The following is a 14,358-nucleotide window of genomic DNA, read 5'->3' on the forward strand; positions in this document are numbered from 1 at the left end:
GGGCGGCGTCTCACTCGCCCGCACCCGAGGACCGCGCCTCGCGCACCGGCCCGCACCCGAGCGGGGCGGTGCGCTCACCCGCCGGAGGCCTACGCCTTGGACGGCACCCCCGTCGACCTCCGCACCATCAACTCCCCCTGCACCACTGCCATCCCTCCGGCGGGAGCCGCCTCGCGGCCCATGGCGATGCGGCCCGCGCGGGCCCCCGCCTCCGCCAGCGGCAGCCGGACCGTCGTGAGAGCCGGTACCGCGTCCACGCTGAACGGCAGGTCGTCGAAGCCGGCCACCGACACGTCGCCCGGAATGCTCAGGCCCGCCTCCCGCAGCGCGGCGCACGCGCCGAGCGCCACCGTGTCGTTCGCGGCGACCACGGCCGTCAACGACGGTTCGCGGCGCAGGAGTTCGACCGTCGCCTCGTAACCGGACCGCCGGTCGTACGGGCCGTGCACGGTCCACCCGGCGTCGTCGGGCACGCCCCGCGCCGCCAGCGCCGCGCGGTGCCCTTCGAGGCGGTGACGGGTCGTCGTCCGTTCCTCGGGCCCCGCGATGTAGCCGATCCTGCGGTGGCCGAGGTCGAGGAGGTGGTCCGTGAGGGCCTTGCCGCCGCCGCGGTTGTCGAAGGCGAGCGCCACCGCGTCCGCGTCCGGCACGGGCGGCCGCCCGCACAGGACGACCCGGGTCCCGGCGTCCGCGAGGCGCCGCAGTTTCCCGGAGATCGCCTTGGCGTGCTCGGCGTCCTCGACGGCGCCGCCCGTGAGGACGACGGCCGCCGCCCGCTGGCGCTGGAGGAGTGTCAGATAGGTGAGTTCGCGCTCGGGTGACCCGCCGGTGTTGCACACGACCGCGAGCCGCTCGCCGCCCGCGCGGCCGCCGGGCCCCACGATCTCGGACTGCACGGCCCCGGCCATGATCCCGAAGAACGGGTCGGCGATGTCGTTCACGAGGATGCCGACCAGGTCGGAGGTGGCGGCGGCCAGGGCGCTGGCCGGCCCGTTCAGCACGTAGTCGAGGTCGTCCACCGCGCGCAGCACCCGCTCGCGCGTGGCCGCGGCCACGGGGTAGTTGCCGTTCAGCACGCGGGACACGGTGGCGGGGGAGACCTGGGCGCGGGCCGCCACGTCCGCCAGGGTCACGGTCATCGCATCATCCTCCGGTCGCCGTCCGGTCCCCCGTCCGGCCTCGCATCCCGTTTCATCAGCCCCCGGTCTTGTCCGACCGGCTGTGCAGAGGCTAGCTTCTTCACGTGTAGAAAGCGCTTGCTACGACGAGCGTGTTCTTCATCGGCGTCTGTACGAAGGGACTCTCGTGACACGCAAGACGGTGCGCATCGCCATGAACGGGGTGACGGGGCGCATGGGCTACCGCCAGCACCTCGTCCGCTCCCTCCTCGCCCTGCGCGAACAGGGCGGCCTCGACCTGGGCGACGGCACGGTGCTGTGGCCGGAGCCGGTGCTCGTCGGCCGCCGCGAGCACGCGCTGCTGGCGCTCGCCGAGCAGCACGGCCTCGACCCGGCGAACGTCTCCACCGACCTCGACGCCGTCCTCGCCGACGACACGGTCGACATCTACTTCGACGCGCAGGTCACGTCCGCCCGCGAGGAGGCGCTCAAGAAGGCCATCGCCGCTGGAAAGCACCTCTACACGGAGAAGCCCTCGGCGACGAGCCTCGACGGCGCGCTCGAACTGGCCCGGCTGGCGAAGGCGAAGGGCATCAAGCACGGCGTCGTCCAGGACAAGCTGTTCCTGCCGGGCCTGCTCAAGCTCAAGCGCCTCATCGACGGCGGCTTCTTCGGGCGGATCCTTTCCGTGCGCGGCGAGTTCGGCTACTGGGTCTTCGAGGGCGACTGGCAGGAGGCGCAGCGGCCGAGCTGGAACTACCGGTCGGAGGACGGCGGCGGCATCGTCGTCGACATGTTCCCGCACTGGGAGTACGTGCTCCACGAGCTGTTCGGCCGCGTGACCAGCGTGCAGGCGCTGGCCTCGACGCACATCCCGCAGCGCTGGGACGAGGGCGGCAAACCGTACGACGCGACGGCCGACGACTCGGCGTACGGCATCTTCGAGCTCGACGGCGGCGCCGTCGGGCAGATCAACTCCTCCTGGTCGGTACGGGTCAACCGGGACGAGCTCGTCGAGTTCCAGGTGGACGGCACCGAGGGCTCGGCCGTCGCCGGACTGCGCAACTGCCGTGTCCAGCACCGTGCTTCGACCCCGAAGCCCGTGTGGAACCCGGACCTGCCCGCCACGTACTCCTTCCGCGACCAGTGGCAGGAGGTCCCCGACAACCAGGAGTTCGACAACGGCTTCAAGGCGCAGTGGGAGCTGTTCCTCAAGCACGTGTACGCCGACGCGCCCTACCGCTGGGACCTGTTCGCCGGCGCCCGCGGGGTCCAGCTCGCCGAGCTCGGCCTGAAGTCGTCGGCCGAGGGCCGCCGTCTGGACGTCCCGGAGATCTCGCTGTGACGATCCGACTCCCCGGCCCCGGCGGCGCGCTGCATGACTACACCCCGCGCGCCGAGCCGGCCTCCTTCACCACGGGCGCGCCGCTCGTCTCGCGGACCGTCTTCTCGGCGGCGCACGTCGTCGCCGACCCGCTCGCCGACGCCGGCCCCGACATGGCCGCCGTCGACTGGGACGCGACGCTCGCCTTCCGCCGTCATCTGTGGGCGCACGGCCTGGGCGTCGCCGAGGCCATGGACACCGCCCAGCGCGGCATGGGCCTCGACTGGGCGGGCGCGGCCGAGCTGATCCGGCGCTCGACCGCCGAGGCCAGGTCGGCCGGGGGCGCCATCGCGTGCGGGGTGGGCACCGACCAACTGGCCGGGCCCGCCACGCTCGCCGAGGTCCGCGCGGCCTACGAGGAACAGCTCGCGCTCGTGGAGGGGACGGGCGCGCAGGCGATCCTCATGGCCTCGCGGGCCCTGGCGGCCGCGGCGTCCGGACCCGAGGACTACCTCGATGTCTACGGGCATCTGCTCCGCCAGGCATCCGAGCCCGTCATCCTGCACTGGCTCGGCCCGATGTTCGACCCCGCCCTGGACGGCTACTGGGGTTCGCCGGACCTCGACGCCGCCACCGAGACGTTCCTCGACGTCATCGCCGCGCACCCCGACAAGGTCGACGGCATCAAGGTCTCGCTCCTGGACGCCCGGCGCGAGGTGGAGCTGCGCCGCCGCCTCCCGCGGGGCGTGCGCTGCTACACGGGGGACGACTACAACTACCCCGAGCTGATCGCGGGCGACGAGCAGGGCTTCAGCCACGCGCTCCTCGGCATCTTCGACCCGCTGGGCCCGCTCGCGGCCGAGGCGGTGCGCGTCCTCGACACGGGGGACACCGCCAAGTTCCGTGAACTGCTCGACCCGACGGTCGAGTTGTCCCGGCACCTCTTCGAGAAGCCGACCCGCTTCTACAAGACGGGCGTCGTCCTGCTCGCCTGGCTCGCGGGCCACCAGTCCCACTTCACGATGGTCGGCGGCCTCCAGTCGGCCCGCCCGCTCCCGCACCTCGCGCGCGCCTACGAACTCGCCGACGGCCTCGGCCTGTTCCCGGACCCCGCCCTTGCCGAGACCCGGATGAAGTCCCTGCTCAGCCTGTACGGAGTCGACCAGTGAGCCACGCCCTCGACCGCTTCTCCATCAACCAGATGACCGTCAAGCAGCTCGGCCTCGAAGAACTCGTCGCGGCCTGCGCCGAGTTGGAGGTCCCGGGCGTCGGCCTGTGGCGCGAGCCCGTGCAGACGTACGGGGTCGAGGCCGCGGCGAAGCTCGTGCGGGAGGCCGGGCTCGCCGTCACCACGCTGTGCCGGGGCGGCTTCCTCACCGCGATCGACGCGCACGCGCGCGTGCGGGCCCTCGACGACAATCGCGCGGCCGTCGACGAGGCCGCCGCCCTCGGCACGGACACGCTCGTCCTGGTCTCCGGCGGCCTCCCCGAAGGAAGCAAGGACCTGCACGGTGCGCGGGAGCGGATCGCCGACGCGCTCGCGGAGCTCGGCCCGTACGCCGCCGAGCGTGGGGTCCGGCTCGCCATCGAGCCGCTGCACCCGATGTACGCCTCCGACCGCTGCGTCGTGTCGACGCTGGCGCAGGCGCTCGACCTGGCCGAGCGCTTCCCCGCCGAGCAGGTCGGCGTGTGCGTGGACACGTATCACATCTGGTGGGACGACCGAGCGCCCGCGCAGATCGCGCGCGCCGGGGCGGGCGGGCGGCTGCACGCCTTCCAACTGGCCGACTGGACCACGCCGTTGCCCGAGGGCGTCCTCAACGGACGGGGGCAGATCGGTGACGGCGCGATCGACATGCGCGCGTGGCGTGGCCTGGTCGAGGACGCCGGGTACGCGGGGCCCATCGAGGTGGAGCTGTTCAACGACGGGCTGTGGGCACGCGACGGGCGCGAGGTCCTCGCGGAGACGGCCGACCGCTTCGTGCGGCACGCCGGCTGAGGCCTCCCGGCAGCGGCCGCCTTCGGGGCAGCGGCGCAGGGTGGCGGCTACCTGGGGCCGCCGCCCGCCTTCCTGCCCGCGGCCCGCTTGGTGAAGACCGTCAGCAGCACCGGGATCAGGAGTTCGACGACCCGGGAGACCGTCGCGGGCGGCAGGCCCGTCTTCTTCGCCACGGCGTTCGCGACCGGGCGGCTCATCTTCGTCAGGAGCCCGGACATCAGCCCGCCGGCCGCCAGCCCGCCGAGCCCGCCGAGGGTGGCCACGCCCTGCAACGGCTGCTGCTCCTGTGTCTCGGCGAGCGCCTGCCGGACCTCCTCGGCCTGCGCGGGATCGGCCGTCGCCTTCTCCCTGAGCCCTCCGGAGAGCTCGGAGACGGTGGTGCCCACGACGTCATGCGCACCCGCCGCGTCCGTGCCGAGCAGGTCGGCGATCTCGCCGAGCCGGTCGTCGCCGAGCTCGTCGAGTACGTCCTCCTTCAGGGAGGGTTCGGCAGATCCGGTGTGTTCGCTCATGCCGGAAACGCTACGTCTGCCCCGCTGCGTCGGCACCCCGAAAAGATTCTGGGCGGACGGTGCAACCCTTTCCGCGGTTTGCGGGTCGTATGTGGCATCAGGACTTCTGGAGGGGGATCCGGGGGGATCGCGGGGGTTCTGATGGGGAGGGGAAGCGTCAGGGGGTCCGGTCCGCCGACCGGGCCCCCTTTTGCATGCCCACAAGCAGGACCTGCCTGGACTTTGCCTGGACTTTGACTTAGAAGAAGACCCCGCAGCGCAGCAGCACATTCGCGTACGGCCGCGCCTCCCCCGTACGGACGACCAGCCGCGCGCCCCGCGAGAGCTCCTTCAGCTCCTCGTGCGGGACGAAGGCGAGCGCGGGAAGGCGCTCCGCGAGCAGCCCCGCGGCCTCGGGGTTCGCGGCCCGGATCTCCGCGGCGGCCGTCCCGCCTTCCACCACCAGCTCGTCCAGGAGCCCGTCGACGACCTCGGCGAACGACGGGACACCGGCCCGGAACGCCAGGTCCACGACCCGCGGCCCCGCCGGGATCGGCATGCCCGCGTCGCACACGAGCACGCCGTCGCCATGGCCCAGCTCGGCGAGCGCGCCGGCCAGGTGGCGGTTGAGTATTCCGGCCTTCCTCACAGCGCCGCGACCTCGGCGGTCGTCGGGTAGGACGCCTGGGCGCCCTCCTTCGTGACCGCCGCCGCGCCGACGCGGGCCGCGAAGGCCGCCGCGTCGGCGAGGCTCTCGCCCGCGCCGAGCCGCCACGCCAGGGCCGCCGTGAAGGCGTCCCCCGCACCGGTCGTGTCCACGGCCGTGACCTTGACGGACGGCACGCGGCGCGTCGCCGTGCCGTCGGCCACCAGCGCGCCCTCGGCGCCCAGCGTGATCACGACGGAGCGCGGCCCGAGGGCGAGCAGTGCCCGCGCCCAGTCCTCGGGCTCGCCGGTGACGTCGGCGCCGAGCACGACCCGCGCCTCGTGCTCGTTGACGATGAGCGGGTCGCAGGCCGCGAGGACCTCGGCGGGCAGGGGAGCGGGCGGGGACGGGTTGAGGACGAACCGGCTGCCCGGGGCCAGCGCCCGTACGACCTCGGCGACCGTGTCGAGCGGGATCTCCAGCTGCGCCGAGACCACCTGCGACGCCTGGAAGAGGCTGCCTGCGGCCTTGACGTCCTGCGGGGTGAGCCGGGCGTTGGCACCCGGTGCCACCACGATGCTGTTGTCCCCGGACGGGTCCACCGTGATCAGGGCGACCCCGGTGGGCGCCCCGCCGACGAGAACGCCGACCGGGTCGACACCCGCCGACCTCATCGAGTCGAGCAGCAGCCGCCCGTGCCCGTCGTCGCCGACCCGCGCGAGCAGCGCCGTACGGGCCCCGAGGCGCGCCGCGGCGACGGCCTGGTTGGCGCCCTTGCCGCCCGGGTGGACGGCCAGGTCCGAGCCGAGGACGGTCTCCCCGGCGCCCGGGCGGCGCTCGACGACGGTCACCAGGTCGGCGTTGGCCGACCCCACCACCAACAGGTCGTAGTCGTGCATCGCTGTCACTTTCTCCGCGTTCTGGACGGGCGTTCTCGACGGGCAGGTCGGGTGCCCGGGCCGGTGACCCGAGACCCGCGACGGCTACTTGAAGCTCGCGACGTTCTTCGAGGTGACCACCTTCACCGGCACCTTCACCATCTCCGCGACCTTCTTGTCCTTCGCCGCCCTGACCGCGTTCTGCACGGCGATCCGGCCGAGCTCCTTCGGCTGCTGCGCGACGGACGCGTACAGCGTGCCCGCCTCGACGGCCTTGAGGCCGTCCGGCGTGCCGTCGAAGCCGACGACGGCGACGGACTTGCCTGCCTTGGAGCCGAGCGCCTTGATCGCGCCGAGGGCCATCTCGTCGTTCTCGGCGAAGACGCCGTCGACGCCCGCGTTGGCCTGGAGCATGTTGGTCATGACGTCGAGGCCCTTGGTGCGGTCGAAGTCCGCGGGCTGCTCGGCGACGACCTTGATGCCGGGGTACGCCTTGATGCCCTCGGCGAAGCCCTGCCCGCGCTCCCGGCTGGCGGAGGTGCCGGCCGTGCCCTGGAGGATCACGATCTTTCCGCTGCCGCCGAGCTTGTCGGCGAGCGTCTTCGCCGCCTGCCGGCCGCCCGCGACGTTGTCGGAGGCGACGAGCGTGGCCGTCTTCGCCTTGTTGACGCCGCGGTCGGCGGCGACGACGGGGATGTCCGCCTTGTTGGCGCCGCGCACGGCCGGGCCGACCGCGTCGGAGTCGACGGGGTTCACGATGACCGAGCTCATGCCCTCACTGGTGAAGTTCTGGAGCTGGTTGGCCTGCTGGGACGCGTCGTTCTGGGCGTCCGTGACCGTGAGCTTGACGCCCTCCTTCTTCGCCTCGGCCTGCGCGCCCGCCTTCATCTGTACGAAGAAGGGGTTGTTCAGCGTCGAGACGGACAGGCCGAGCTTGGTCGACGTACCCGAAGAGCCTTTGTTCCAGAGGGAGATGCCGCCGATGATCGCCGCGGCGACGACGGCCGCGATCACGTACTGGGCGGCCTGTTTGCTCTTGGAGCCGCCCGGCCCGGACGTGGCGCCGGCGGCCGTCGGGGTCGCGCCCGCCTTGCGGCGCACGGTGTCGAGGAGCACGGCGAGCGCGATGACGACGCCGATGACCACCTGCTGCCAGAACGCCGACACGGAAAGGAGGTTGAGGCCGTTCCTGAGCACCGCGAGGATCAGCGCGCCGATGAACGTGCCCGACGCCTTGCCGACGCCGCCGGACAGCGAGGCGCCGCCGATGACGACCGCGGCGATGGCGTCCAGCTCGTAGCCCTGCGCGGCCTGCGGCTGCGCGGAGGTCAGACGCGAGGCGAGGACGATGCCCGCGACGGCGGCGAACAGGCCCGACAGGGCGTAGATGACGACCTTCTGCCGCTTGACGCGCAGCCCGGACAGGCGCGCCGCCTCCTCGTTGCCGCCGATCGCGAACATGGACCGGCCGATGAACGTACGGCCCAGGATCAGCGCCGTGATCAGCCCCATGACGACCATCACGAGCACCGGCACTGGCAGCCAGCCGCCGAGCGTGTCACCGATCCGCGAGACGGACTGCGGGAACGGGATCGGGCTGCCCTGCGAGATGACGAGCGACAGACCACGCCCCACCGACAGCATCGCGAGCGTCGCGATGAACGGCGGGAGCTTGCCGTACGAGATCAGCGCGCCGTTGACGAATCCGCAGGCGACACCGGTGACGACGGCGAGGATCACGGCGATCCACACCGGGACGCCCTCGCTGGTCGCGGCCCACGCGAGGACCGTCGCCGACAGGGCGGCCACGGAGCCGACCGACAGGTCGATGCCCGCCGAGACGATGACGAAGGTGACGCCGAACGCGAGGATCGCGGTCACGGCGGCCTGCACGCCGACGTTCAGCAGGTTCTGCGTGGTCAGGAAGTCGCCGGACAGCAGCGACATCGCTATCACCAGGACGACCAGGGCGCTCAGCGCGCCGTTGTCGAGCAGGACGCGGCGCAGGCCACCCGCGCCGGCCGTGCTGCTCTTGAGCGTGTCAGTGGCCACGGGAGCCCTCCACTTCATTGTGTACGGGGGTGGTTGTCGGGGATGTCGCGGTGCTGACGGCGAGCGCCATCACGGAGTCCTGGGTCGCTTCGCCGGCCGCGAGTTCGCCCGCGATCCGGCCCTGCGCCATGACGAGGACCCGGTCGCTCATCCCGAGGACCTCCGGCAGATCGCTGGAGATCATCAGGACGGCGTGCCCGGCCGCGGTGAGTTCGTTGACGAGCTGGTAGATCTCGACCTTCGCGCCGACGTCGATGCCGCGTGTCGGCTCGTCGAGGATGAGGACCCTGATGTCGGCGAGCAGCCACTTGCCGATGACGACCTTCTGCTGGTTGCCGCCGGACAGGGTCCGCACATGCTGGCCGAGCCCGGCCATGCGCACGCCGAGCTGCTCGGCCATGCGGGCGGCCGCGACGCGCTGGGACCTGCGGTCCACGAGGCCCGCGCGGGTTGCCGAACGCAGCGTGACCAGGCCCAGGTTCTCCTCGACGGAGGCGTCCAGGAGGAGGCCCTGCCCCTTGCGGTCCTCGGGCACGAGCCCGACGCCGGCGGCCATCGCCGCGTTCACGTCGTGTCGCGGCAGCCGCGCGCCCGCGACCTCGACGGTGCCCTTGTCGTACGGGTCGGCGCCGAAGACGGCCCGTACGACCTCGGTACGGCCCGCGCCCACGAGGCCCGCGATGCCGACGACCTCGCCGGCCCGCACCTCGAAGTGCACATCGTGGAAGACCCCGTCGCGGGTCAGCCCCTCGACCCGCAGCAACGGAGCGTCCGTGGCGTCGAGTTCGGGCCGCTCGCGCGGGTACTGCTGCTCGATGCTGCGGCCCACCATGAGCCGTACGAGCTCGGCCTCGGGGGTCGACGCGGGGACCTGGCCGACGCTCTTGCCGTCGCGGATGACCGTGACGCGGTCGCCGAGCGCGGCGATCTCCTCCAGGTGGTGGGTGATGAAGACGACGCCGACACCGTCCTCGCGCAGCGCGCGCACGATCCCGAAGAGCTTGTCCACCTCCTCCGAGGTGAGCACGGCCGTCGGCTCGTCCATGATCAGGACGCGCGCGTCCAGGCTCAGGGCCTTCGCGATCTCGACCATCTGGAGCCGGGCGATGCCCAGTTCGCGCACCCGGGTCCGGGGCGACACCGTCAGGCCGACGCGCCGCAGCAGCTGCTCGGCGTCGGCCTCCATCTTCTTCCGGTCGATCATCCCGAGGCGGCGCGGCTGGCGGCCCAGGAAGATGTTCTCGGCGACCGTCAGATCGGGGACGAGGTTGAACTCCTGGTAGATGGTGGCGATCCCGAGGCGCTCGGCGTCCTGCGCCCCGTGGATACGGGTCTCCCGGCCGTCGACGACGATCCGGCCCGCGTCGGGCCGGTAGGCGCCGGAGAGCATCTTGATGAGGGTGCTCTTGCCCGCGCCGTTCTCGCCGAGCAGCACGTGCACCTCGCCGCGGCGCAGATCGAAGTCGACGCTGTCGAGCGCGACGACGCCGGGGAACGTCTTGCGTATCCCCTCGATGCGCAGCAGCTCGTCGGGCGGCCCGGCCGACTCCTGGGCCTGCCGCTCTTCCGGGTTGCTCACGGGTTCCTCCTCGTTGAGGTCGTGGCGGTGGGGGTGTCTGCGGGAGCCGGGGCCGGGCTCTTCGTCTCGCCGCAGGACCGGCGGACGACCAGGCGCGCCGGCAGTGTCACCGACTGCGGGGGCCTGCCCTCGATGCGGTCGATCAGGGCCCGTACGGCGGCCCGGCCGAGCTCCTTGGTCGGCTGGGCGATTGCCGTGACCGGCGGGTCGGTGTGCACGAACCAGGGGATGTCGTCGAAGGCCGCGAGCCCTATGTCGTGCGGGACGCGCAGTCCGGCGGCCCTGATCGCGTCGAGCGCGCCGAGCGCCATCAGGTTGTCGGCGGCGAACACGACCTCGGGCGGCTCGGACAGGGCGAGGAAGCGCTCCGTCGCGCGCCGGCCGCTGTCCGCCTGGAAGTCGCCCTGCCCGATGTAGGCGTCCGGCAGGGATATCCCGTACGCGGCGAGCGCCTCGCGGAACGCCTCGACGCGCTCGCTGCCGGTCGTGGTGGCGGCGGGTCCCGCGATGATGGCGAGGCGGCGGTGGCCGAGGGCGTGCAGATGGGCCACGAGGTCGCGCACCGCGGCGCGCCCGTCGGAGCGGACCACGGGCACGTCCAGGCCCGGGATCCAGCGGTCGACGAAGACCATCGGCGTACCGGCGTGCGCGGCTTCCAGCATCAGCGGCGAGCCGCCGTCGGTGGGGGAGACCAGGAGGCCGTCGATGCGCCGGTCGACGAGGGTGCGTACGTGGTGGTCCTGGATGTCGGGCTGCTCGTCCGCGTTCCCGATGATGACGCTGTAGCCCAGCGCGCGGGCCTCCTCCTCGACGGAGCGGGCCAGCTCGGTGAAGTACGGGTTGAGTACGTCGCTGATGACCAGGCCGAGCGTGCGGGTCTGGGCGGTGCGCAGAGAGCGGGCCACGGCGTTCGGGCGGTAGCCGAGCGAGTCGACCGCGCCGAGCACGCGGGCGCGCGCGTCCGGGCTCACGGACGGGTGGCTGTTCAGCACCCGCGAGACCGTGGCGACGGAGACACCCGCCGCCGCGGCGACGTCCTTGATGCTCGCCATCGCAGGACCACCTCCTTGTGGCTGCCTGGTCCGGAACGGATCCGAAACCTGGTCCGACACCGTCATGGAATCGATTACACGGAGGATTGGAATCGATTACACGGGTTGTTGGCAACCCCCGTTCCGCTTGTCGAGACCGGATCGTGATGTACGCCGCCCTCGCGGCCGGTGTCGGACGGCCGTGTCAGTGGTGCGTGAGACGCTGGCGGAGTCAGTCACGGAACCCGCACGGAAGGGGCACACGCCCGTGAACCACGCACAGCTCACCGCGCTCGGCCGGGCCCTGCGCCTCCTCGGCGAGCACGGCGAGGGCCTCAGCACCGACACACCCGACAGCAAGCTGCACGAGATGCGCGCGGACGTGAAGCGCGCGCTCGACCTCATCGAGGACTCCGTCACCGGCGACCCGCCCACCACGCGCTGCCCGGAGCACCCGACGGGCCCGGTCGACGAGAACGCGCAGGACCTGTGCCTGCTCTGCGAGACCCGCCGCCGCGTCGCCCGCCGCTCCGAGATCAATGGCACGTATCCCACGAGACCCCGGCAGGGCGAGAGCGCGGACGCCCCGGCGATGTCGCGGTACGGCGTCCGGGAGGACCGCCCGCAGCCCCAGCAGCGCTGGCTCCCCGAGAAGTGGAACGGACAGGTGTGGCAGCTGTGCGGCACCCCGCGGCACGACCGCAGGGAGGCCGAGCACTATCTCGCGGCCCAGCGCAGGGAGCCCCGCGCGGCCTCGGCGTACCGCCTGGTCCACGCCTTCACGGACTACGAGGTGGTGCGGGTCTGGGGTACGCCCGTCAAGGTGGACATCGAACCCATGGGCGGCCTGTAGTCCGTAACCCGGGTACCGCTCCCCGGGTGTCCGACCCCACCGGTACGGTCGCCTCATGCCGAACCCGGGGATGGCGGTGCTCGAGGGGGTCCTCGAGCGGATCACGTACGCCAACGAGGAGAGCGGGTACACGGTCGCCCGCGTCGACACCGGCCGCGGCGGCGGTGATCTGCTCACCGTCGTCGGCGCGCTGCTCGGCGCGCAGGCCGGCGAGTCGCTGCGCATGGAGGGCCGCTGGGGCTCCCACCCGCAGTACGGCAAGCAGTTCGCCGTGGAGAACTACACGACGGTCCTGCCCGCCACCATCCAGGGCATCCGCCGCTATCTCGGATCCGGCCTGGTCAAGGGCATCGGCCCGGTCTTCGCCGACCGGATCACCCGTCACTTCGGCCTGGACACCCTCGACATCATCGAGCAGGAGCCGGGCCGCCTGATCGAGGTGCCGGGCCTCGGCCCCAAGCGCACCAGGAAGATCGCCGACGCCTGGGAGGAGCAGAAGGCCATCAAGGAAGTGATGGTCTTCCTCCAGAGCGTGGAGGTGTCCACGTCGATCGCGGTGCGCATCTACAAGAAGTACGGCGACGCGTCGATCTCCGTGGTCAAGAACCAGCCTTACCGGCTCGCGTCCGACGTCTGGGGCATCGGCTTCCTCACCGCCGACCGCATCGCGCAGTCCGTCGGCATCCCGCACGACAGCCCCGAGCGTGTCAAGGCGGGCCTGCAGTACGCGCTTTCGCAGTCCACGGACCAGGGCCACTGCTTCCTGCCGGAGGAACAGCTGATCTCCGACGCGGTCAAACTCCTCCAGGTCGACACGGGCCTGGTCATCGAGTGCCTGGACGAGCTGGCGGGCGAGGAGGAGGGCGTCGTACGGGAGCGGGTGCCGGGCCCGGAAGGCGGGGAAGAGCTGGTGACCGCGGTCTATCTCGTCCCCTTCCATCGCGCCGAACTCTCCCTGTCCGCCCAGCTGTTGCGCCTCCTGCGCACGGACGAGGACCGGATGCCGGCGTTCCGGGACGTCGCGTGGGACAAGGCTTTGATCTGGCTCGCGGGGCGGACGGGGGCCGAGCTCGCGCCCGAGCAGGAGGAGGCGGTGAAGCTCGCCCTGACGAAGAAGGTCGCCGTCCTCACCGGAGGGCCCGGCTGCGGCAAGTCCTTCACGGTCCGCTCGATCGTCGAACTGGCCCGCGCCAAGCGGGCGAAGGTCGTCCTCGCCGCCCCCACGGGCCGCGCCGCCAAGCGCCTGGCCGAGCTGACCGGTGCCGAGGCGTCCACGGTCCACCGCCTGCTCGAACTCAAGCCGGGCGGTGACGCGGCCTACGACCGGGACCGGCCGCTCGACGCCGACCTCGTCGTGGTCGACGAGGCGTCGATGCTCGATCTCCTGCTGGCCAACAAGCTGGCCAAGGCCGTGCCGCCGGGCGCCCATCTGCTGTTCGTGGGCGACGTCGACCAGCTGCCGAGCGTCGGCGCGGGCGAGGTGCTGCGGGACCTGCTCGGCGAGGGCGGCCCGGTCCCCGCGGTCCGCCTCACCCGCATCTTCCGCCAGGCCCAGGAGTCCGGCGTCGTCACGAACGCGCACCGCATCAATGGGGGTCAGCATCCGCTCACCCAGGGCCTCAAGGACTTCTTCCTGTTCGTGGAGGAGGACACGGAGGAGGCGGGCCGGCTCACCGTCGATGTCGCCGCCCGCCGCATCCCCGCCAAGTTCGGCCTTGACCCGCGGCGCGACATCCAGGTTCTCGCCCCGATGCACCGCGGTCCGGCCGGCGCCGGCACCCTCAACGGCCTGCTCCAGCAAGCCGTCACGCCCGCCCGCCCCGACCTCCCCGAGAAGCGCTTCGGCGGCCGGGTCTTCCGCGTGGGCGACAAAGTCACCCAGATCAGGAACAACTACGAGAAAGGGGAGAACGGCGTGTTCAACGGCACCGTCGGCGTCGTCACCTCCCTCGACGCGGACGAGCAGCGGCTGACCGTACTCACCGACGAGGACGAGGAAGTCGTATACGAATTCGATGAGCTGGACGAGCTGGCTCACGCATATGCCGTGACGATCCACCGCTCCCAGGGAAGTGAGTATCCGTGCGTCGTGATCCCGGTTACGACCGGCGCCTGGATGATGCTGCAGAGGAACCTCCTCTATACGGCGGTCACGCGGGCCAAGAAGCTGGTGGTGCTCGTCGGTTCACGCAAGGCGCTCGGTCAGGCGGTGCGCACGGTCTCCGCCGGAAGGCGTTGCACGGCACTCCGTTTCCGGCTCTCCGGGGGCACATCCTTCGGTTTGGTAACTTTCGATCGATCAAATGAGTCGGAAACGTCACACGGGCTTTCCGGAAGCGGGGCGAAGGGGGCAGGATGAGCAGGTTGGCGGCACTCAGTGCCGCGAA

General features: G+C 71.9%; 12 protein-coding genes. 5 read left to right on the forward strand and 7 right to left on the reverse strand.

The window, feature by feature from the left end; translation table 11 throughout:
• Positions 1 to 89 precede the first annotated feature (89 nt).
• Positions 90 to 1,139 (reverse strand): LacI family DNA-binding transcriptional regulator, encoded by a 1,050-nt coding sequence (locus OG758_RS30730; protein WP_326712901.1) that lies wholly within the window; start codon positions 1,137 to 1,139, stop codon positions 90 to 92.
• Between the two features lie 166 nt (positions 1,140 to 1,305).
• Between OG758_RS30730 and OG758_RS30735 the strand changes: the two genes are divergently transcribed.
• From OG758_RS30735 to OG758_RS30745, 3 genes are read left to right on the forward strand one after another with little or no spacing between them, the layout of a single operon-like run.
• A complete protein-coding gene (locus tag OG758_RS30735) occupies positions 1,306 to 2,463 on the forward strand; it encodes a Gfo/Idh/MocA family protein (RefSeq protein ID WP_326712902.1) in 1,158 nt (385 codons plus the stop codon).
• Positions 2,460 to 3,611, forward strand: coding sequence for a dihydrodipicolinate synthase family protein (locus OG758_RS30740; protein ID WP_326712903.1), 1,152 nt, complete (start codon positions 2,460 to 2,462; stop codon positions 3,609 to 3,611). Before OG758_RS30735 ends, OG758_RS30740 begins: the two co-directional genes overlap by 4 nt.
• 32 nt (positions 3,612 to 3,643) lie before the next feature.
• On the forward strand, positions 3,644 to 4,441 hold the full coding sequence (locus tag OG758_RS30745) for a sugar phosphate isomerase/epimerase family protein (RefSeq protein WP_326716091.1): 798 nt from the start codon (positions 3,644 to 3,646) through the stop codon (positions 4,439 to 4,441).
• A 47-nt stretch (positions 4,442 to 4,488) separates the two neighbouring features.
• Here the strand turns inward: OG758_RS30745 and OG758_RS30750 are convergent, their stop codons facing one another.
• The 6 genes from OG758_RS30750 to OG758_RS30775 form a co-directional block, all read right to left on the reverse strand.
• On the reverse strand, positions 4,489 to 4,953 hold the full coding sequence (locus tag OG758_RS30750) for a DUF937 domain-containing protein (protein ID WP_326712904.1): 465 nt from the start codon (positions 4,951 to 4,953) through the stop codon (positions 4,489 to 4,491).
• Between the two features lie 238 nt (positions 4,954 to 5,191).
• Positions 5,192 to 5,581, reverse strand: a complete 390-nt coding sequence (gene rbsD, locus OG758_RS30755) for a D-ribose pyranase (protein ID WP_326712905.1) — start codon at positions 5,579 to 5,581, stop codon at positions 5,192 to 5,194.
• Positions 5,578 to 6,477: a ribokinase gene (locus OG758_RS30760; protein ID WP_326712906.1), complete on the reverse strand. Its 900-nt coding sequence runs from the start codon at positions 6,475 to 6,477 to the stop codon at positions 5,578 to 5,580. The genes rbsD and OG758_RS30760 overlap by 4 nt, the downstream gene beginning before the upstream one ends.
• 84 nt (positions 6,478 to 6,561) lie before the next feature.
• On the reverse strand, positions 6,562 to 8,508 hold the full coding sequence (locus OG758_RS30765; RefSeq protein WP_326712907.1) for an ABC transporter permease/substrate-binding protein: 1,947 nt from the start codon (positions 8,506 to 8,508) through the stop codon (positions 6,562 to 6,564).
• The gene (locus tag OG758_RS30770) at positions 8,498 to 10,087 is read right to left on the reverse strand and encodes a sugar ABC transporter ATP-binding protein (protein ID WP_326712908.1); all 1,590 of its coding nucleotides are present in this window, start codon (positions 10,085 to 10,087) and stop codon (positions 8,498 to 8,500) included. The genes OG758_RS30765 and OG758_RS30770 overlap by 11 nt, the downstream gene beginning before the upstream one ends.
• Positions 10,084 to 11,139 carry a LacI family DNA-binding transcriptional regulator gene (locus OG758_RS30775; protein ID WP_326712909.1) on the reverse strand — a complete coding sequence of 352 codons (1,056 nt, stop codon included), beginning with the start codon at positions 11,137 to 11,139 and terminating at the stop codon, positions 10,084 to 10,086. Before OG758_RS30775 ends, OG758_RS30770 begins: the two co-directional genes overlap by 4 nt.
• A 247-nt stretch (positions 11,140 to 11,386) precedes the next feature.
• Here OG758_RS30775 and OG758_RS30780 point away from each other — a divergent pair, with 247 nt between their 5' ends.
• Both OG758_RS30780 and recD2 read left to right on the forward strand, forming a co-directional pair.
• The gene (locus tag OG758_RS30780; protein ID WP_227294772.1) at positions 11,387 to 11,971 is read left to right on the forward strand and encodes a hypothetical protein; all 585 of its coding nucleotides are present in this window, start codon (positions 11,387 to 11,389) and stop codon (positions 11,969 to 11,971) included.
• Between the two features lie 55 nt (positions 11,972 to 12,026).
• The gene (gene recD2 / locus OG758_RS30785; RefSeq protein ID WP_326712910.1) at positions 12,027 to 14,330 is read left to right on the forward strand and encodes an SF1B family DNA helicase RecD2; all 2,304 of its coding nucleotides are present in this window, start codon (positions 12,027 to 12,029) and stop codon (positions 14,328 to 14,330) included.
• Positions 14,331 to 14,358 lie beyond the last annotated feature (28 nt).

This window comes from Streptomyces sp. NBC_01474, assembly GCF_035918215.1.
Lineage (GTDB): Bacteria > Actinomycetota > Actinomycetes > Streptomycetales > Streptomycetaceae > Streptomyces > Streptomyces aureus.

Coding starts and splice junctions, on each gene's coding strand:
- recD2 (WP_326712910.1), top strand. CDS start 12,027: ATGCCGAACCCGGGGATGGCGGTGCTCGAGGGGGTCCTCGAGCGGATC.
- OG758_RS30775 (WP_326712909.1), bottom strand. CDS start 11,139: ATGGCGAGCATCAAGGACGTCGCCGCGGCGGCGGGTGTCTCCGTCGCC.
- OG758_RS30760 (WP_326712906.1), bottom strand. CDS start 6,477: ATGCACGACTACGACCTGTTGGTGGTGGGGTCGGCCAACGCCGACCTG.
- OG758_RS30730 (WP_326712901.1), bottom strand. CDS start 1,139: ATGACCGTGACCCTGGCGGACGTGGCGGCCCGCGCCCAGGTCTCCCCC.
- OG758_RS30745 (WP_326716091.1), top strand. CDS start 3,644: ATGACCGTCAAGCAGCTCGGCCTCGAAGAACTCGTCGCGGCCTGCGCC.
- OG758_RS30750 (WP_326712904.1), bottom strand. CDS start 4,953: ATGAGCGAACACACCGGATCTGCCGAACCCTCCCTGAAGGAGGACGTA.